General features: G+C 32.2%; 20 protein-coding genes. 9 read left to right on the forward strand and 11 right to left on the reverse strand.

Annotation, left to right across the window (positions count from 1 at the left end; translation table 11 throughout):
• Nucleotides 1–364 precede the first annotated feature (364 nt).
• Complete coding sequence (rpsA, locus tag GR162_RS21665; protein ID WP_008468903.1) at nucleotides 365–2,140, forward strand: 30S ribosomal protein S1; 1,776 nt, start codon at nucleotides 365–367, stop codon at nucleotides 2,138–2,140.
• Nucleotides 2,141–2,285: 145 nt separating this feature from the next.
• Here the strand turns inward: rpsA and GR162_RS21670 are convergent, their stop codons facing one another.
• From GR162_RS21670 to GR162_RS21680, 3 genes are read right to left on the reverse strand one after another with little or no spacing between them, the layout of a single operon-like run.
• A complete protein-coding gene (locus tag GR162_RS21670; RefSeq protein WP_160783836.1) occupies nucleotides 2,286–2,810 on the reverse strand; it encodes a biopolymer transporter ExbD in 525 nt (174 codons plus the stop codon).
• An 11-nt stretch (nucleotides 2,811–2,821) separates the two neighbouring features.
• Nucleotides 2,822–3,349: a biopolymer transporter ExbD gene (locus tag GR162_RS21675; protein ID WP_066034570.1), complete on the reverse strand. Its 528-nt coding sequence runs from the start codon at nucleotides 3,347–3,349 to the stop codon at nucleotides 2,822–2,824.
• 15 nt (nucleotides 3,350–3,364) lie between these two features.
• A complete protein-coding gene (locus tag GR162_RS21680; RefSeq protein WP_160783837.1) occupies nucleotides 3,365–3,889 on the reverse strand; it encodes a biopolymer transporter ExbD in 525 nt (174 codons plus the stop codon).
• Nucleotides 3,890–4,102: 213 nt separating this feature from the next.
• Here GR162_RS21680 and GR162_RS21685 point away from each other — a divergent pair, with 213 nt between their 5' ends.
• Nucleotides 4,103–4,657 (forward strand): fasciclin domain-containing protein, encoded by a 555-nt coding sequence (locus GR162_RS21685; RefSeq protein ID WP_160783838.1) that lies wholly within the window; start codon nucleotides 4,103–4,105, stop codon nucleotides 4,655–4,657.
• A 79-nt stretch (nucleotides 4,658–4,736) separates the two neighbouring features.
• Here the strand turns inward: GR162_RS21685 and GR162_RS21690 are convergent, their stop codons facing one another.
• The 7 genes from GR162_RS21690 to GR162_RS21720 all read right to left on the reverse strand — a co-directional run bounded on the left by GR162_RS21690 (nucleotide 4,737) and on the right by GR162_RS21720 (nucleotide 11,632).
• A complete protein-coding gene (locus GR162_RS21690; RefSeq protein ID WP_160783839.1) occupies nucleotides 4,737–5,582 on the reverse strand; it encodes a DMT family transporter in 846 nt (281 codons plus the stop codon).
• A 60-nt stretch (nucleotides 5,583–5,642) separates the two neighbouring features.
• Nucleotides 5,643–5,786: a hypothetical protein gene (locus tag GR162_RS21695; RefSeq protein WP_008468909.1), complete on the reverse strand. Its 144-nt coding sequence runs from the start codon at nucleotides 5,784–5,786 to the stop codon at nucleotides 5,643–5,645.
• Between the two features lie 196 nt (nucleotides 5,787–5,982).
• Nucleotides 5,983–7,854: a M56 family metallopeptidase gene (locus tag GR162_RS21700; RefSeq protein ID WP_160783840.1), complete on the reverse strand. Its 1,872-nt coding sequence runs from the start codon at nucleotides 7,852–7,854 to the stop codon at nucleotides 5,983–5,985.
• A 10-nt stretch (nucleotides 7,855–7,864) separates the two neighbouring features.
• Complete coding sequence (locus GR162_RS21705; protein ID WP_008468912.1) at nucleotides 7,865–8,233, reverse strand: BlaI/MecI/CopY family transcriptional regulator; 369 nt, start codon at nucleotides 8,231–8,233, stop codon at nucleotides 7,865–7,867.
• Between the two features lie 30 nt (nucleotides 8,234–8,263).
• Nucleotides 8,264–9,871: a M56 family metallopeptidase gene (locus GR162_RS21710; protein ID WP_160783841.1), complete on the reverse strand. Its 1,608-nt coding sequence runs from the start codon at nucleotides 9,869–9,871 to the stop codon at nucleotides 8,264–8,266.
• 8 nt (nucleotides 9,872–9,879) lie between these two features.
• The gene (locus GR162_RS21715) at nucleotides 9,880–10,248 is read right to left on the reverse strand and encodes a BlaI/MecI/CopY family transcriptional regulator (RefSeq protein ID WP_066034576.1); all 369 of its coding nucleotides are present in this window, start codon (nucleotides 10,246–10,248) and stop codon (nucleotides 9,880–9,882) included.
• A gap of 166 nt (nucleotides 10,249–10,414) precedes the next feature.
• On the reverse strand, nucleotides 10,415–11,632 hold the full coding sequence (locus tag GR162_RS21720; protein WP_160783842.1) for an MFS transporter: 1,218 nt from the start codon (nucleotides 11,630–11,632) through the stop codon (nucleotides 10,415–10,417).
• Between the two features lie 99 nt (nucleotides 11,633–11,731).
• Here GR162_RS21720 and GR162_RS21725 point away from each other — a divergent pair, with 99 nt between their 5' ends.
• The 7 genes from GR162_RS21725 (at nucleotide 11,732) to GR162_RS21755 (ending at nucleotide 16,686) form a co-directional block, all read left to right on the forward strand.
• A complete protein-coding gene (locus GR162_RS21725) occupies nucleotides 11,732–12,331 on the forward strand; it encodes a DUF1684 domain-containing protein (protein WP_160783843.1) in 600 nt (199 codons plus the stop codon).
• A complete protein-coding gene (locus tag GR162_RS21730; RefSeq protein ID WP_160783844.1) occupies nucleotides 12,331–12,975 on the forward strand; it encodes a TatD family hydrolase in 645 nt (214 codons plus the stop codon). The genes GR162_RS21725 and GR162_RS21730 overlap by 1 nt, the downstream gene beginning before the upstream one ends.
• 135 nt (nucleotides 12,976–13,110) lie before the next feature.
• The gene (locus GR162_RS21735; RefSeq protein ID WP_160783845.1) at nucleotides 13,111–13,824 is read left to right on the forward strand and encodes a ThiF family adenylyltransferase; all 714 of its coding nucleotides are present in this window, start codon (nucleotides 13,111–13,113) and stop codon (nucleotides 13,822–13,824) included.
• A gap of 167 nt (nucleotides 13,825–13,991) precedes the next feature.
• Nucleotides 13,992–14,654 (forward strand): HAD family phosphatase, encoded by a 663-nt coding sequence (locus GR162_RS21740; RefSeq protein ID WP_111376344.1) that lies wholly within the window; start codon nucleotides 13,992–13,994, stop codon nucleotides 14,652–14,654.
• 69 nt (nucleotides 14,655–14,723) lie between these two features.
• Entirely contained in the window at nucleotides 14,724–15,566 is an 843-nt protein-coding gene (locus GR162_RS21745; RefSeq protein ID WP_160783846.1) for a DUF2911 domain-containing protein, read from the forward strand.
• Between the two features lie 179 nt (nucleotides 15,567–15,745).
• A complete protein-coding gene (locus GR162_RS21750) occupies nucleotides 15,746–16,267 on the forward strand; it encodes a TetR/AcrR family transcriptional regulator (protein WP_160783847.1) in 522 nt (173 codons plus the stop codon).
• A 5-nt stretch (nucleotides 16,268–16,272) separates the two neighbouring features.
• A complete protein-coding gene (locus GR162_RS21755) occupies nucleotides 16,273–16,686 on the forward strand; it encodes a nuclear transport factor 2 family protein (RefSeq protein WP_160783848.1) in 414 nt (137 codons plus the stop codon).
• A gap of 9 nt (nucleotides 16,687–16,695) precedes the next feature.
• Here the strand turns inward: GR162_RS21755 and GR162_RS21760 are convergent, their stop codons facing one another.
• Complete coding sequence (locus tag GR162_RS21760) at nucleotides 16,696–17,325, reverse strand: MCP four helix bundle domain-containing protein (RefSeq protein ID WP_160783849.1); 630 nt, start codon at nucleotides 17,323–17,325, stop codon at nucleotides 16,696–16,698.
• Nucleotides 17,326–17,490 lie beyond the last annotated feature (165 nt).

Consider the following 17,490-nt stretch of genomic DNA (forward strand, 5'->3'; position numbering starts at 1 on the left):
CCCGACAGGTTTTTAAAACCTGTCGGGTTTCGTTTTTTAAGGTTCTTATGAAAACGAGACTTTCTAATCTAGCCCCGACAGAAGTGGAAATCCTTTTGTGTTTTGTTTCTTTAACGAGACACAAAAGATTGCAACGGATAGCGGGACTAAACGTCATAAAAACATTAAATCTTGTGCTTCTTAAATAAATGGCTGATAATCATATCGGTTTTGTTTTGTTAATTCAGAAAAATGTATTAATTTTGCAGACCTTTTGGCAGAGAAGAGTTTCTATTAGGGATCAACCATTTATGTAAAACAACTTCTGTATTTTCTATCGCATGGAGAAACTCGAGAAAAACAGAATACAAATTTTTTTATCAGCATGTCTGAACAAACAAAATCACAAGAAGAGTTTTTAGCAAATTTTAACTGGCACAACTTCCAAGAAGGAATCGATGCAGTAGATGAGAAAAACTTGCAAGAGTTTGAAGAACTAGTATCAAAAACTTTCATCGCTACAGATCAAGAAGAAGTAGTTGAAGGAGTTGTAGTTAGAATTACAGATAGAGACGTTATCGTTGATATCAATGCTAAATCTGAAGGTGTTATTTCTTTAAACGAATTTCGTTACAACCCAAATTTAAAAGTAGGTGACAAAGTAGAAGTATTAATCGACATCCGTGAGGATAAAACAGGTCAATTAGTATTATCTCACAGAAAAGCACGTACTATCAAATCTTGGGATAGAGTTATTGCAGCTAATGAAACTGGAGAAATCGTTAACGGTTTTGTTAAATGCAGAACTAAAGGAGGTATGATTGTTGACGTATTCGGAATCGAAGCGTTCTTACCTGGATCTCAAATTGACGTTAAGCCAATTAGAGACTACGATGTATATGTAAACAAAATGATGGAATTCAAAGTGGTAAAAATCAACCACGAATTCAAAAACGTTGTTGTATCTCATAAAGCTCTTATCGAGGCTGATATTGAAGTACAGAAAAAAGAGATCATCGGTCAATTACAAAAAGGACAAGTATTAGAAGGTGTTGTTAAAAACATTACTTCTTATGGTGTGTTCATTGACTTAGGTGGTGTTGACGGATTAATTCACATTACTGACCTTTCTTGGAGCAGAATCAACCACCCAAGTGAAGTTCTTGAATTAGACCAAAAATTAAACGTTGTAATCCTTGATTTCGATGATGAGAAAACAAGAATTCAATTAGGATTGAAACAATTAAACGCTCACCCTTGGGATGCTTTAGATGCTAACTTAACTGTTGGTGACAAAGTGAAAGGTAAAGTAGTTGTAATCGCTGATTACGGTGCATTTATCGAAGTTGCTGAAGGTGTTGAAGGTTTAATTCACGTTTCTGAAATGTCATGGTCAACTCACTTACGTTCTGCTCAGGACTTCGTGAAAGTTGGAGATGTTGTTGAAGCAGTTATCTTAACTCTTGACAGAGAAGATCGTAAGATGTCATTAGGTATCAAACAATTGACTCAAGATCCATGGACTGACATTACTTCTAAATACCCAGTAGGTTCTAAACATACAGGTATCGTTAGAAACTTCACAAACTTTGGTATTTTCGTAGAATTAGAAGAAGGAATTGATGGATTAATCTACATCTCTGACTTATCTTGGACTAAGAAAATCAAACACCCATCTGAGTTTGTAAACGTTGGAGAGAAACTTGATGTTGTAGTATTAGAATTAGATGTTGAAGGACGTAAATTATCTTTAGGTCACAAACAAACTACTGCTAATCCTTGGGATCAATACGAAGATTCTTTCGCTGTAGGAACTATCCACACAGGTGAAATTTCTGAAATCGTTGACAAAGGAGCTACTGTAGAATTCGGAGATGATATCGTTGCTTTCATTCCTACTCGTCACCTTGAAAAAGAAGACGGAAAGAAATTGAAAAAAGGTGATACAGCTGATTTCAAAGTAATCGAGTTCAACAAAGAATTTAAAAGAGTAGTTGCTTCTCACACTGCTATCTTCAGAGAAGAAGAAGAGAAAAACGTGAAAGCTGCTGCTGAAACTACTGCATCTGCATCTACAAACGCACCAGCTGCGACTTTAGGTGATAACAATGATGTATTAGCTGCTCTTAAAGCTAAAATGGAAAAAACTGAGAAAAAATAATTCTTAGTTTCATCTAAAATAGAAAGTCCCGCAGAAATGCGGGACTTTTTTTTGTTTGTAATATTTTAACTTCAAGTTATTTCTTCACTGTCAGTTTGAGTAGAGTCGAGAATCTTTTTTTTTTTGAAAATAATATTTGAAGATTTTAATTTGAGGCTAATAATTTTGATTCTTCGGAAGTAAATTCTGGATCAATATTATAAGTATTTATTTTTGCTATTTTTAATTCATCAAGAATTTCTATGAGATTTCCATAATTTGAATTTCTGCTTGGTTTAATCATTACCACAATTCCTCTTCCTGGTTTACCTTGTTTAGCGGAATATTCTAAAGCTATTTTATTTCTTTTAAGCAATTCTTTTCTGATCCCATTTTTTCCATACTCAATGTTTTTAGAAGTATTAGAAGGAACAGGGATTATTCCTGAATAAGAAATTATTCTATTGTTTTTATCTAATAAAATTGTGAGAGATAGATTTTCTTCAACGTAAGTTGGAAGGCAATCATCACAATCCTTATCAGGAAAATCTATATTCATCGCTTTTGGTTTCGATAATTCCCCAACAACCATAAAAAATATAATCAGCAAAAAAGAAACACTAACCATTGCAGTTAAATCTACTCTTGAATTTAACTTTCTGCTTCTGACTTTTTGAGGCAAATTTTTCATAGACTTTATATTTAATTTGAGGCTAGTAATTTTGATTCTTCTGGTGTAAACTGAGGGACAATTGCATAAGAAGTTATATTAGCCATTTTTATCTCATCTAATATATCAACAAGATTTCCATAATTAGATTTTTCTGTTGGTTTTATAATTACTGTAACTCCTCTTCCTGGCTTGCCAAGTCTTGCTGAATATTCTAAAACCATTTTATTTTTCTCCATTAGCTCTTTTCGTATTCCATTTTTCTGATAATTAACTTCTTTAGGGGCTTGTATAGGAAATGCTAGTAAGCCATGGTAAGTTATTATTTTGTCGTTTTTATCAAGCAATAAAGTTAAAACAATATTTTCATCAGGTTTATTACATTCAGGCTCAGGACCGCAACCTCCTCTTCCAGAATACAGTTGCATAAGTTTTGGTTTCGATAATTCTCCAACAACCATAAAAAATATAATTAGTAGAAAAGAAACGCTAACCATTGCAGTTAAATCTACTCTTGAATTTAACTTTCTACTTCTGATTTTTTGAGGTAAATTTTTCATAGACTTTATGTTTGTTTAATTAGAGGCTAGTAATTTCGATTCTTCTTCAGTAAAATCGTCAACTATTGAATAGGTTTCAATATTGGCAATTTTCATTTCATTCACTATATTTACTAAACTGCCATAGTTTGAATACTTGCTTGGTTTTATAATAACGACAACACCACTCATTGGCTTTCCTTCAGAAATCATATAATCTTTAATTTCTTTCTTTTTGCGAAAAACTTCTCGTCTTATATCATTTTTTTGAAATTTAAACTCTTTTGGTTTCTCCAATGGAAATTCCAATAGACCAGAATAAGTAATCATTTTACCATTTTTATCTAATAATATTGTAAACATTTGATCAGCTTTGACACATCCAATATTTTCTAGACAAGCATATTTCTCTGGCAAATACAAATTCATTTTTGGAGGTTTTGATAATTCGTTAACAATCATAAAAAATGAAATAAGTAAAAAAGAAATACTAACCATTGCAGTTAAATCAACTCCTGATTTTAATTTTCTATCTCTGAATTTTTGAGCTAAATTTTTCATAATTGCTGATTTTTGTTTTTAAATTTAACAATAAAAGAAATGCAAAAATCAAATATTTTTAAATTTTTTAAAGAAAAATTAAATTAAGTTAACGCCTTGTTTTGCTGGAAATTTAAAAGAGAATCTGCGCTTTTTTACATAAGATTAGTTTCATGTGAAAACCAAAACAAGTTTATAACCGTAAATGAGCTTATAACTTAAAATCATTTAAATATGAAAACTAGAAAATTTTTAGCCCTTGCAGTTTTAGCTTTAGGATTTGCATTTACATCAAATGCACAAAAATCAGTGATGGTTGGTGGTGCAGCTATGTATCCAAACAAAAATATTATTGAAAACGCTGTAAATTCAAAAGATCATACAACATTGGTTGCAGCTGTTAAAGCCGCTGATTTAGTTGAGACTTTAAAAGGAAAAGGCCCTTTTACTGTTTTTGCTCCTACAAACGAAGCTTTTGATAAATTGCCAAAAGGAACCGTAGAAACATTATTAAAACCAGAGAATAAAAAGCAACTTCGAAACATTTTGACTTATCATGTTGCTACTGGAAAATGGAATGCTTCTGATATTGCAAAAGCAATAAAAGAAGGTAAAGGAAAAGCAACTATAAAAGCGGTAAATGGTGGAACGCTGACAGCTTGGATGAAAGGGAAAGACTTATACATTACGGATGAAAATGGTAATAAAGCAAAAGTTACTATCGCAGATGTAAATCAATCAAATGGAGTAATTCACGTTGTTGATGCAGTACTGCTTCCTAAAAAATAATAGGTTCAAATTCCAACTTAAAAATTCCAAATCTCAAGTATATTGGGATTTGGAATTTTTACTTTAAGATTTTTTAAAATTATTTTTTAGCAGTCAAAGTACTTCCTGCTGAGGCGATTACAACACAAATTACAGCTAAAATTTCATAAAGATTCAAACTTTCATTAAGAAAAATAAAAGCACAGATAGAAGCGGCAGCTGGTTCTAAACTCATCAAAATGCTAAAAGTGCGTGGAGGAAGTTTTCCTAAAGCTTTCATTTCTAAGGTAAACGGAATTGCGCTTGATAATAGGGCGAGAGCAACACCCATTCCGAATAATTTTGGTGTTAGATTGCTTAATCCGCCGTCTAAAAGTCCAAAGGGTAAAACTAAAAGCGCCGCAAACAGCATTCCTGTCGTTACTGCATAACCGTCGTTCATTATTCTTGAAATTCTGCCTCCTAAAACAATATATCCGCTCCAAAAAGCTCCTGCCAAGAGAGCACATATAATTCCGATTGGATCTAAACGATCATTTGTCCAAGGCGCAATTAATAAGATGCCAATTGCCGCAAGTAAAACCCAACAATAATCTACTAGACGTTTTGAACCTGCAATTGCAAGTAATAATGGTCCAACAAATTCTAAAGTTACCGCTACACCAATTGGAATTCTTTCTATTGCAATGTAAAAAATTAAATTCATAGCGCCTAGAGACAAGCCATATGGAATTACAATTTTCCACTGTTGTGAGGTTATTGCTTTTAGATTGGGTCTGTATGCCAATAATAAAATTAATGCCGAAACGCCAATACGTATAGATGCCGTACCAGCTGCGCCAATTGTTGGGAAAAGTGTTTTTGCAATTGCTGCGCCACATTGCACACTAATAATCGCTAATAATACTGCTGGAACAGGAGGAAGGCTTATTTCTCTGTTTTTCATAAAAAGTGAGACAGAAAATAATAGGCTTATTTCTGCCGGATAAATAAATTGTATTCTAAATTAATTGCCTAATGCTCTTTTGGTAACATAGGCGCGATAACCAATAATTGCCATCTGCCATTTCTTTGCTTTCGAAATATCCAGACCTTGTTTGGTAAAGCTTGGCAAAAGTAGTTTATTTAGTTTAGCTAATAATTTATACATGGTAGATTTGTTTTGTCAAAGATATAAAAAAAAGACTTTGTCTTTAAAACAAAGTCTTTCAGCAATAAAATGAAATGAGTATTTAAATTCTGAGAATCAGGTTTTCATCTCTATGAGTTATTTAGTTCTATTGGAATTTTAAATAGAAAAACCAATGCTTTAAACACTGGTTTTTCTTTATTTTAAAATGAAACAACTAAGCTTTTTTGTTTTGCTTTTCCATTTCTTTCATCTCCTTTTCATGCTGTTTCATCTCCTTTTCATGTTGCTTCATGTTTTTAGCATGCTGCTTCATATTTTCTTTATGCTGTTTCATATCAAGCTCATATTGCTTCATATCTTGTTCGTACTGTTTCATACTATTTTCATAGTCTTGAGAATCGTCTCCAAAGCTAAATTTAAAGTCGTAGTTGAATTTTTCCATTTGAGCATTGAACTTTTCCATTGCAATCTCGTATTTAGCCATTTCTTTCTCATAAATCGCTTCACGTTTAGACATGATTTCGTTGACAGCATCTCCGTAAGCAGACATAGCATCAAGGTTTGGCTGGAATTTTTCCATTTTCTTTTCAAATTCTTCCATTTCTTTCTCAAACTTCTGCATCGCTACTTTATCTTTTGGATTCCTAGGAGCAACTGGAGGTTTTGGCATTTTTGACATGTCAACTGCAGGTGCAGGAGGCAGTGGCCCGGCAGGAAATGCTGGCGGCGTCGGAGGTACAGGAGCGGCAACATCTGATTCTCCATGATTGCGGACAATAACTCTTTCGTTTCGAATTATTACAGGCGCTTTAAAGTTTTTGTCTGTGTTAATGTTTATTGATTTTGCCCCATTTTCATCTGTCCCAATTGCCAGCTCGCAATCTTTTATGGCTTTATCTCCGTCAATTTTGATAGTCTGCTTTTTGCCAGAATCTGATTTTACTTTGATTTGAATAGCAGTTAGTTCTTCTTTGGTATTTCTTTTTACATCTGAAATTTCAACGTCAAGATTATGATTCGCTTTTAACTTTCCAGGAAGTTCGTTTAATTCCTTGTCGGTCGTATTTTTTGTTATCTTGATAGTTTCATCAGAATCTTTAACAGTGTCTCTTTTCACAACTGCAACTTCATCTTGTTTCTTTTCTTGGGCAATAGTCCTTATCTGAAATAAAAGAACAAATGCTCCAAGGGCCGGAATTACTGCTGAATATTTCCAATAATTCCTTTTGTTTGATTGATTTTTGTTTAACATGACAATTCGTTTTTTGATTAATGATTGATAAAAATGATTGGTGATGGCAACACACGTATCGTGCGTTGTTATTTTTAAAAGCGTGTACTGATAAGCTTTTTTGTCTGCAATTTTCTTGGAAGCTTCGCTGTCTGCAATAAATTCAAGATTTTGCAAAATTGCTTTTTTGTAAAGCCAGACAATTGGATTAAACCAAAATAGGATACAGAAAATTCTAGAAATTAAAACATCTATGGTGTGTTTTTGATCACTGTGGACCTTTTCATGTTCTAAAATATTCTCTAATTCTGCAGCTGTATATAGTGATGAGTTATATACAATGTAGTCAAAATAGGAGAAGGGAGCAATGTTTTCATCCACATCAATAAATTTAAAATCATTTTGCTGTTCAATTTTTCTTCCTTTCAAAACAGAGTTTAAACTATAAAAATCAAGAGCAAATTTGATTAGAAATGCTAGGAAACCAATTCCGTACACTGCAGCTAGGAATAAACTCCAGTTGACTTCAAAATTTTCCTCTTCAACAACTGTAACAGTTGTCGGTTTGTATTGAGGTGTATAAACAATGGCCTCTTGAGTTGAAGTCGGAATGTTTTTTACAGCATTTTCAGTAGTTGTAATAATTGGAGCAGGAGCAAGCGCAGGCGGGGCTTCGACCCAAATCACTTTTGTGTAAACTACAAAAGGCAGTACAACAGAAGTAATTAAACCAGCAATTAAAAACCAGCGACTGCTGTTGAAAAAAGTCTCTTTGCGAAGTAAAAAAATGTAAGCAAAATAAAACATTGCTAGCAACCCGCTTGATTTTAGGATAAAAATGAAAAGTGCTTCCATACTATTTTGATTATTTACCTTCTTTTGGATTTTCGATCATATCTAAGATTTCACGTAGTTCATCTGCCGAAATTTTTTCTTCTTTGGCAAAAAATGAAACCATACTTTTATAAGAACTATTGAAATAATTGTCAATAGCCGTACTCATAAAACCTTTTCTATAATCTTCTATGCTTACAGCTGGATAATACTGATGCGTATTTCCAAAAGCATTGTGTGCGACATAACCTTTCTCTTCCAGATTACGAACAATAGTAGACAAAGTGTTGTAATGCGGCTGATCTTCTAAAATCTCTGCTTGGATTTCTTTTACAAAAGCCTTTTTCAGCTTCCATAAAATATGCATGATTTCTTCTTCTTTGTTGGTTAGTTTTTGCATTTTTTTCTATTTAAAAAAATATAAAACGATTTAGTTTTTAGTTTCAATTTCAATTACTCCATTTGCGGCTTTGCTTCCGTATTTTTCAGTTGCATTAACTCCTGTAAAAATACTTACAGATTCGATATTGTCATTTGGAATACTTTTTACATCAAAACCAGCAGGCATTTCTTCTCCGTTTACAATTACAAGTGAAGAGCTTATTTTTACATTAGTTTTTGCGCCATTAGAAACAGCGACCGCTGTACTTGTGCCAGTCGTAATAACTTTAGTGTTGTTGTCTTTGTTTATTATTACAGTAGTGCTAATATTTGTATTAGTATCACTGTTAGTTTTTGTACTAGTAATAGAATTAGTGTTAACATTGCTTTCTGTATTAGTAGTTATAGTTTTTCTTTCCGAATTTTTATTAGTTTTGCCATCCATAGAAACTTTTTTGCTGATAGTGATTTTCTCATCAGAAGTTTGAATGCCAGCTTTTTTCTTTCCATTTTTGTCTGTTATGACAATTATCCCAAAATCTTTAATGGTTTTATCTCCTCCCGTTTGTATAGATTGAGATTTGTCACTTCCATTAATTATGTCAACTTTAATTGAAGTTAACTCGTTTTCTGAGTTTCTTTTGATTTGAGAAACTTCAAAGTTGATGTTGTGCAGTTTCTTTAACTTTTCTTTTATCTCTTTTAGTTCTGCATCTGTTGAATTTTTCAAGATTTTGTACACATCTACAGACTCAATTTCTGTTGAAACTACTTTTGCGTTTGGTTGTCTTTCTTTTGCAACTACTTCAATCTGAAATAATAATACAAATGCAACAAGAGCAGGAATTACAGCATAATACTTCCAGTAATTCCTTCTTTTTGATTGATTTTTGTTTAACATGACGATTCGTTTTTTGATTAATGATTGATAAAAATGATTGGTGATGGCAACACAATTTTCGTGTGTTGTTATTTTTAAAAGAGTGTACTGATATGCTTTTTTATCTTGAATTTTTTTTGCCGCTTCGCTATCGGCAATAAACTCCAGATTTTGCATTATGGCTTTTTTATAAAGCCAAACAATCGGATTGAACCAGAAAATAATGCTGAATATTCTTGAAACTAGCACATCTAACGTGTGATTTTGATCGCTGTGCACTTTTTCATGTTCAAGAATGCTCTCTAATTCTGAAGGCGTATACAGTGATGAGTTGTAAACTATATATTCAAAATAGGAGAAAGGAGCAATGTTTTCGTTTATATCAATAAATTTGAAATCGGCTTGCTGTTTGATTTTTTTTCCTTTAATAATGGAATTTAAACTGTAAAAATCAATAGCCAGTTTTATCAAGAATATCAAAAGACCAACGGTGTAAAGACCAAGAATAACATAATTCCAATTAAATTCTGAAGATTCATCTTGAGATGCGTTTGATACAAAATTCTGAAAATCGGTATTAAACTGGGGAGCAGCATTTATCCATATCACCTTCGTATAAGTCACTAATGGTAAAATTGCTGATACAATTAAACCTGACAAAAGAAACCATCTGTTGCTGTTAAAGAATGTTTCTTTGCGCAATAAGAAAAAGTAAGCGCAATAAAACAAAAGCATTAAGCCACTTGATTTGATAATGTAGATGAAAAGTGCTTCCATAATCTGAATTATTTATCTTCTTTTTTATTTTCGATCATCGATAAAATTTCACGCAATTCGTCAGCTGAAATCTTTTCTTCTTTAGCAAAAAAGGAAACCATGCTTTTATAAGAACTGTTAAAGTAATTATCGATTGCGGTTTTCATAAATCCTTTTCTGTAATCTTCAATCGGTACAATCGGAAAGTACTGATGTGTATTTCCAAAAGCATTATGGCCAACATATCCCTTTTCTTCCAGATTACGCACAATAGTAGATAATGTGTTGTAATGTGGCTGATCTTCTGTGATTTCAGCTTGAATTTCTTTTACAAAAGCTTTTTTCAGCTTCCATAAAATCATCATAATTTCTTCTTCTTTGTTTGTTAACTTCTGCATCTTCTCTAATTTTAATTCAAACCTACAACTATTTTTTTAGTTACACAACTATAAAAATAGTTATTTAACTAAAAATTAAGTTTATTTTCGATTTTAGACGCAGAAAAGCTATTCAAATTTAATGGTAATAAATTGAATTATAAGGTTTTAAAAAGTTAAAAGTTATTTATGAAGCTTTTTTGTTGATTAAAGCATTTTTTATCCAAATGCAGCATCCCGTTGCAACAACTCCAATGCAAGCCATAAAAAGCCAGTTGATTTGGTAGCCAAATCGGGTAATAATCTCAAAGCCAAGTTTAGAACTTACAATATGAGCAAGACTAAAACTCATGGTATAAAGCGCCATATAGCGCCCTTCTTGTCCGCGCGGCGCACGGCTCAATGCAAATGCGTTTGAAAAAGGAAAAGTAAGCACTTCACCAATAGAAATGCAAATCATACTGACAACCAATATTCCTGCCCAGAAATTAATAAGAAGCAAAAAGAAGCTTGAAGCCATTACAAAAGAGCCCACAATTATAATTCTAATTTTAGGAAAAGCTTTTCGTTCTAAAAACCCAACAGTTGGCATTTCGAGAGAGAATATTAAAAGACCGTTTAGAGTCATTAAAAGACCAGTTTGGAATTCGCTTAAACCAAACTTTTCATTATGATATAAAGGTAGAGTGGTAAAAAGCTGGAAGAAAATCATAGCCGTAATAAAACTTACGAATAAGAAAACCCAAAAAATCTTATCATGAAAAACCGATTTTACATCAGAAGCACTTTCTGTTTTATCGTCATGAGTGGCTTTTTTCTTTTCTTTTACCAATAAAGCGAAAATCGAGATCGAAATAATACATGAAGCTCCGTCAACCCAGAAAAGGCCAGAATATCCCATTCCCATAATAATTAAACCTCCAAGTGCCGGACCAGCGGCAAAACCTAAATTTACGGCAAGACGCACCAATGTTAAGGCACGAGTTCTATTTTCTGGTTTAGCGTAGGCTCCTAAGGATACAAACATGGCAGGACGAAACATATCTGCAATGGTCATAAGGATAAACATTGCAACGCAAAGCGCCCAGAAAGTAGTGATATATTGTACAAAGAAAAGAGAAACTCCACTGGTAAATAAACTAAAAATCATGATTTTATAGAATCCTATTTTATCTGATAGTTTACCTCCCAACCAAGAGCCGAGCATTGACCCAAAACCAAATGCGACCATAATCCATCCAACTTGATTGTAGGTAAAATGAAGATCTTCTTTTAAATATTTTGATAAAAAAGGAAGAACCATTGTTCCGGCGCGGTTGATAAAAGTAATGATGGCAAGGATCCAAACTTCTCTGGTAAAACCTCGAAAGTTATTGATGTAGTGGGTTAGGGCAGTTTTAAGCATTTTGTGTGATAGATTATCGTCACAAAGTTAGCAAACTTTGTCTCGTTAAGTGGTTGTTGTTTTGTTACTTTTGAACTATTTTTGCAGAAAATTTCTAAGATGAAAACTATAAACGCCCTAGCTTTATTGTTGGTATTTAATTTTGGTTTTGCACAAAAAAAGTTTAATAAAAGTGATGCGCAAAAATTTCAAAAGAAAATCAACTCCGAATATGCTGATCCTAAGACAAGTCCGTTAATGGCAGAAGATTTAAAAACTTTTAAAAGCTTAGATTTTTTTCCTATTTCTGAAACTTATTTTGTGAACGCAACTTTGGTAAAAGCTAAAGGCGGAAAAGTTTTTGAAATGAAAACCTCAGGAACTCGTACCCCAAAATATACTAAGTATGGAACTTTGCATTTTAAAATAAACGGAAAAGCTTTTCAGCTTGCAGTTTATCAGAGTCTGGATCTTATAGTTCAGGAAAAATATAAGAACCATCTCTTTCTGCCTTTTTCAGATTTAACAACTGGTAAAGAAAGTTATATCGGTGGCCGTTATATTGATTTAGAGATTCCAAAAGGAAATACGATTGCAGTAGACTTTAATCAGGCATATAATCCGTATTGTGCTTATAACTACAAGTATTCTTGTCCGCTTGTACCGCAGGAAAACGATTTAAAAATCGAAATTAAAGCTGGTGTAAAGACTTTTCATTAATGGAATATTTTAATTTTCATACGCATCAATTTACCAATCAAGAATCTGTTTTAGAGTTGGTCAATCAATATCCAAAAGATTTTGATGAGTCAATTCCATTTTATTCGATAGGAATTCATCCGTGGTATATTGATGAAAATTGGCTTGATGAAGAGTTGAAAATTATAGAAGATAAATTGCAAACCAAAAATTGTCTAGCAATAGGCGAATGCGGTTTAGATAAAAGAATAGAAGTTCCGTTTGACTTGCAGATTTCTGTTTTTGAAAAGCAATTAGTATTAGCAGAAAAATTTAAAAAACCTGTAGTAATTCATTGCGTTGCCGCTTTTCAAGAAGTAATGGCGATTAAGAAAAAAATGAAGATAAATGTTCCTATGATTATTCATGGTTTTTCAAAAAATAATCAATTGGCGGAACAATTAATTTCGGCAGGATTTTATCTTTCGTTTGGAAAATATTTAGTGAAAAATCCAGATTTGAAATCGGTTTTTCAAAATGTTCCGAATGATCGTTTTTTCTTAGAAACTGATATTATGGAAGAATCAATTAAGCAGGTTTATGAATTGGCTTCTGAGTATAAAGAACTAAATTTAAAAGAATTAAAAGATATTATTTCAAGTAATTATAGAAGTGTATTTGAATAATGAAATGTGAAATGTCAGGCTGAGCGGAGTCGAAGCCTCATTTCAATTGGAACGCCCTTCGACTCCGCTCAGGGTGACAACGAGAAAAAACTTGAAACATTAAACTTGAAACAAAAAGAATAAAAAATAGAATATATGGCAGAATGGACAGAAAGAGCTGAGCTTTTGTTTACTAAAGAAGGATTAGAAAATTTACAAAAATCTAATGTTTTAGTTGTAGGACTAGGAGGAGTTGGATCTTTTGCAGCTGAATTTTTAGCGAGAGCAGGAGTAGGTAACATGACAATTGTAGATGGAGATGTTGTAGATATCACAAATATCAACCGTCAATTGCCAGCTTTACATTCAACAGTTGGTCAGCCAAAAATTAAAATTGTAGGCGATCGTTTGATGGATATTAATCCAGAATTGAATTTAACACGTGTTCAAGAATTTCTTTCTCCAGAACGTGCTTTTGAGATTGTTTCTCCAGAATTTGATTATGTTTTGGATTGTATTGATAGTATTACTCCAAAATTAAATCTGATTATTGCAGCAAAACGCAAAAGAGTAAAAATCATTAGCAGTATGGGAGCTGGCGGAAAAATGTTAGCGTCAAAAGTAAAAGTTAGCGATATTTCAAAAACGATCAATTGCTATTTCTCTAAAACTATTCGCAAGCGTTTAAAAGAAGCTAAAATCAATAAGCTAAAAGTAGTTTTCTCTTCTGAAATTCAAGATGAAAAAAGCTTAAAATTAACAGACGGTAAAAACTTTAAAAAATCTTTTTACGGAACAAATAGCTATATGCCAGGATTATTTGGTTTGCATGCTGCAGAAACGGTGATTAGATATTTGCTTAAAAAGTAAGGTTCTAAGGGACTAAGATTCTAAGGTGCTAAGTTTTTTTCTGAAGCGCTTAATCTTAATTCTTTTGAACTTATAAATAAAACGTAAAGTAACTTTGACAAAGTTAAACACACAAGAGAGAAACCTTAGAATCTTAGCATCTCAGAATCTCAGAAACTTTAAAAAAAATGATTAAAACAGTAATTTTTGATATGGATGGTGTAATTGTTGACACGGAACCCGTTCATCGTTATGCATACTATTTGCAATTTTCAGAATTGAATATCGAAGTTCCTGAAGAAATGTATACCACATTTACAGGATTTTCTACTCGAAATACATTTCAGACTTTAAAAAGCTATTTTCCAACTGTAGAGCAGGAAGTTGAAGATTTGATCCAGAGAAAAAGAACAATTTTTAATGATGCTTTTGATACTAAAGAAGATTTATATCTTTTAGAAGGTGTTGAAGATCTGATTAAAGATTTGTACAATAATGGAATACAATTGATTTTGGCTTCTTCGGCATCAAAAGTTACTATTGATCGTGTTTTTACGAGATTTAATCTGCATCAATATTTTACACATATTGTAAGCGGAGAAGATTTTCCGCAATCAAAGCCAAATCCAGCCATATTTATTCATGCGGCTTCATTGTCGGTTGCGCCAAAAGAAGAATGTATCATTATTGAAGACAGCACAAATGGTGTAAAAGCAGCAAAAGGTGCCGGAATTTATTGTGTAGGATACAAAAGCGAACATTCTCATCTTCAAGATTTGTCTGAAGCTGATCTAGTTATAGAGCATTTTAATGAATTAAATGCTGAAAAAATATCACAGCTAAAGGGGTGAATTATATAAAATTTAACATTTGTTACCTAATTGAATTTGTAAATTTGAATAAAAATAAAACTTAAAATAATGAAAAAACTACTTATTGCTTTAGCCCTGATCTTAGGACCATTAGTATCAGAAGCACAAGTAAAAACACCGCAAGCAAGTCCAAAAGGATATATCAAACAGACTGTTGGTTTAACCGATGTTGAAGTTACCTATTCAAGACCGGGAGCAAGAGGAAGAGCCGTGTTCGGAAATTTAGTTCCATTTGGAAAACTATGGAGAACTGGAGCTAACGAAAATACAATCATTAACTTTAGCGATGATGTTATCATTGACGGAAAAACGCTAAAGAAAGGAAAATATGCAATCTATACAGTTCCTAGAATAGAAAGCTGGGATATCATTTTTTATCTTTCTACAGACAACTGGGGATTGCCAGAGAACTGGAGCGATGCTTATGTAGCTTTAAAAACTACAGTAAAAGAAGATGCATTGCCAACTCCTGTTGAAACTTTTACAATCGGGATTAATGGTTTAGATCCAAACTTTGGTTATTTAGATATTTCTTGGGAAAACTCTCATGTTGCTTTAAAGTTTGAAGTTCCGACGGCTAAAATTGCTACAGCAAGTATTGATAAAGCTTTGGCTGGTCCAACTTGGAATGATTATTTTGCGGCATCTCAGTATTTATTTCAATCAAATGGAAATATTGAAACTGCTAGAAATTATATAGACAAAGCTCTTGACATGAGTTCAGATAAACCATATTATGTGTCAAGATTAAAATCTTTAATCCAAGCAAAACAAGGTGATAAAAAAGGAGCTATTGAAACTGCAAAAGCTTCTTTAGCATCTGCAGAAGCGGCAAACAATGCTGATTACGTAAAATTGAATAAAGACAGTATCGCTGAGTGGAGCAGATAATAATTCTTTTGAATTATTAAATTCCAATTATAAAAATTACAAATTCCAAAGCTTTCGGGTTTTGGAATTTTTTTTAAAATAAATATAGACAGACTTGTCTGTTTGTTTCGAGTTTTTATTACATTTGTAATTGTTTAGCTTTAGTTTAGAGCGATATATAAAAAATAATACATTTTAAGATGCAGCCTAAAGAACGAATTTTAGAAAAGACTTTTACTTTATTTCACACGCAAGGTTATAATGCGACAGGCATCAATCAAATTATTGAAGAGGCAAAAGTTGCAAAGGCAAGTTTTTATCAGCACTTTAAGTCTAAAGAAGATTTGTGTGTGGCCTTTTTAAATCAGCGTCATCTTTTTTGGTTTGAAGAATTACAAAAGTTTACATCAAAAGAAGAGGATAAGAAACTAAAAATTTTAGCTTCTTTCGATTTTCTAATTTATATGAATAAAAAGGAAAATTTTAGGGGTTGCAGTTTTTTAAATATTCTATCAGAAATTCAACCAGATAATATTAAAATTTTAGATGTAATTCAGAACCATAAAGCTGATCTACGTGTTTATTTCACTGAAATTTTAGATGATAATCTTTTATCAGATCATGTATATCTGCTTTTTGAGAGTTGCATTATAGAAAGTCAACTTTTTAAATCAAATCAGCTTATTGAGCAAACTAAGAAAATTATTCAAACTTTAATCTAATTATTATGGAACAGAAATTGCCATTGCCACCTTTCACGTACGAAACAGCAATAGAAAAAATTCAATTGGCAGAAGATGCATGGAATAGCCAGGATCCTGAAAGGGTTTCAAAAGCGTACACTATAGATAGCGAATGGAGAAATAGAGATAAATTTGTAAACGGGCGTGATGAAATCATTCTTTTTTTAACTGAAAAATGGAAAAAAGAGAGAAATTACAAATTAAAAAAAGAGTATTGGGCTCATACTGAAAACCGAATTGCTGTTCGATTTGAGTACGAATATCAGGATATTGATGGAAAGTGGTTTAGAGCCTACGGAAATGAAAACTGGGAGTTTGATGCAAATGGATTGATGCAGAAAAGATTTGCCAGTATAAATGATCTTTTAATCTCAGAAGAAACCAGAAAATTTAAATAATAACTCAAACTAATTCATGCTAGGCGGTTCTGGAATCTTTATTTTTTGCTTGATTTTCTTTACAATCAAAAGATAAAACGTAATTCCTCCTAAAATAATAAGAAGCGCAATCTGGAGCTGGCCTAGTACATTGTTTCTGTTATACATTGCATTTGCAGCCGCAAGTTTTGCTTTTCCTTCTTCAATTTGAATTTCTGAAAGAGATTCGAGCGTTTTTAAAGCTTTCTCGCTAGAAATGGCAATTTTATCCCAGTTTTTGTTTTCAACTAGTCTGTTTATTTCTTTGCATGAAAGCAAAAAAATATCAAAATACTGTTTCTCTTTGTTTGTTAAAACTGTTTTAGCATATAAATCATCGATATCATGAATAATATCAAGTGTATGAATAATTTCATTTTTTTTAATATTATCGCTTAGATTTAATTTTTCAGCTTCAGCTTTTATAAAATGAAGTTCTTTTGAATATTGAAAAATGTAATGTGCCACAACCAATCGGTCTTTGTAGATTGCATTGATATTATCATTTACATTTTTGGAATTTCGAAGCGTATTAAAATTTCCAAGCAAAATAATCAGCATCACGATTAGCAGAATAAAAGCAGCTTTGGTTTTGTTGCTGTATTTTTTTGAATCTTTCATGATGATGATTTTTAGTATTAAAAACAGAAAATATTTATTGTTTTGGAAGTTTTACCGTTTACTAAAATAGTGTTTTTTAATTATTAATAAAGAAAAGTTTTATAAATCAAGAAAAATTAGGAGCTGATACCTGCTGTCCGCTATATCTTTTGTGGCGAACCCCGC

Origin of the sequence: Flavobacterium sp. HBTb2-11-1 (genome assembly GCF_009826975.1) — a bacterium.
Classification (GTDB): Bacteria; Bacteroidota; Bacteroidia; order Flavobacteriales; family Flavobacteriaceae; genus Flavobacterium.

Excerpts from the sequence above, each read along its gene's own strand:
- rpsA (WP_008468903.1), top strand. The coding sequence starts at position 365 with ATGTCTGAACAAACAAAATCACAAGAAGAGTTTTTAGCAAATTTTAAC.
- GR162_RS21670 (WP_160783836.1), bottom strand. The coding sequence starts at position 2,810 with ATGAAAAATTTGCCTCAAAAAGTCAGAAGCAGAAAGTTAAATTCAAGA.
- GR162_RS21675 (WP_066034570.1), bottom strand. The coding sequence starts at position 3,349 with ATGAAAAATTTACCTCAAAAAATCAGAAGTAGAAAGTTAAATTCAAGA.
- GR162_RS21680 (WP_160783837.1), bottom strand. The coding sequence starts at position 3,889 with ATGAAAAATTTAGCTCAAAAATTCAGAGATAGAAAATTAAAATCAGGA.
- GR162_RS21685 (WP_160783838.1), top strand. The coding sequence starts at position 4,103 with ATGAAAACTAGAAAATTTTTAGCCCTTGCAGTTTTAGCTTTAGGATTT.
- GR162_RS21690 (WP_160783839.1), bottom strand. The coding sequence starts at position 5,582 with ATGAAAAACAGAGAAATAAGCCTTCCTCCTGTTCCAGCAGTATTATTA.
- GR162_RS21695 (WP_008468909.1), bottom strand. The coding sequence starts at position 5,786 with ATGTATAAATTATTAGCTAAACTAAATAAACTACTTTTGCCAAGCTTT.
- GR162_RS21700 (WP_160783840.1), bottom strand. The coding sequence starts at position 7,854 with ATGGAAGCACTTTTCATTTTTATCCTAAAATCAAGCGGGTTGCTAGCA.
- GR162_RS21705 (WP_008468912.1), bottom strand. The coding sequence starts at position 8,233 with ATGCAAAAACTAACCAACAAAGAAGAAGAAATCATGCATATTTTATGG.
- GR162_RS21710 (WP_160783841.1), bottom strand. The coding sequence starts at position 9,871 with ATGGAAGCACTTTTCATCTACATTATCAAATCAAGTGGCTTAATGCTT.
- GR162_RS21715 (WP_066034576.1), bottom strand. The coding sequence starts at position 10,248 with ATGCAGAAGTTAACAAACAAAGAAGAAGAAATTATGATGATTTTATGG.
- GR162_RS21720 (WP_160783842.1), bottom strand. The coding sequence starts at position 11,632 with ATGCTTAAAACTGCCCTAACCCACTACATCAATAACTTTCGAGGTTTT.
- GR162_RS21725 (WP_160783843.1), top strand. The coding sequence starts at position 11,732 with ATGAAAACTATAAACGCCCTAGCTTTATTGTTGGTATTTAATTTTGGT.
- GR162_RS21730 (WP_160783844.1), top strand. The coding sequence starts at position 12,331 with ATGGAATATTTTAATTTTCATACGCATCAATTTACCAATCAAGAATCT.
- GR162_RS21735 (WP_160783845.1), top strand. The coding sequence starts at position 13,111 with ATGGCAGAATGGACAGAAAGAGCTGAGCTTTTGTTTACTAAAGAAGGA.
- GR162_RS21740 (WP_111376344.1), top strand. The coding sequence starts at position 13,992 with ATGATTAAAACAGTAATTTTTGATATGGATGGTGTAATTGTTGACACG.
- GR162_RS21745 (WP_160783846.1), top strand. The coding sequence starts at position 14,724 with ATGAAAAAACTACTTATTGCTTTAGCCCTGATCTTAGGACCATTAGTA.
- GR162_RS21750 (WP_160783847.1), top strand. The coding sequence starts at position 15,746 with ATGCAGCCTAAAGAACGAATTTTAGAAAAGACTTTTACTTTATTTCAC.
- GR162_RS21755 (WP_160783848.1), top strand. The coding sequence starts at position 16,273 with ATGGAACAGAAATTGCCATTGCCACCTTTCACGTACGAAACAGCAATA.
- GR162_RS21760 (WP_160783849.1), bottom strand. The coding sequence starts at position 17,325 with ATGAAAGATTCAAAAAAATACAGCAACAAAACCAAAGCTGCTTTTATT.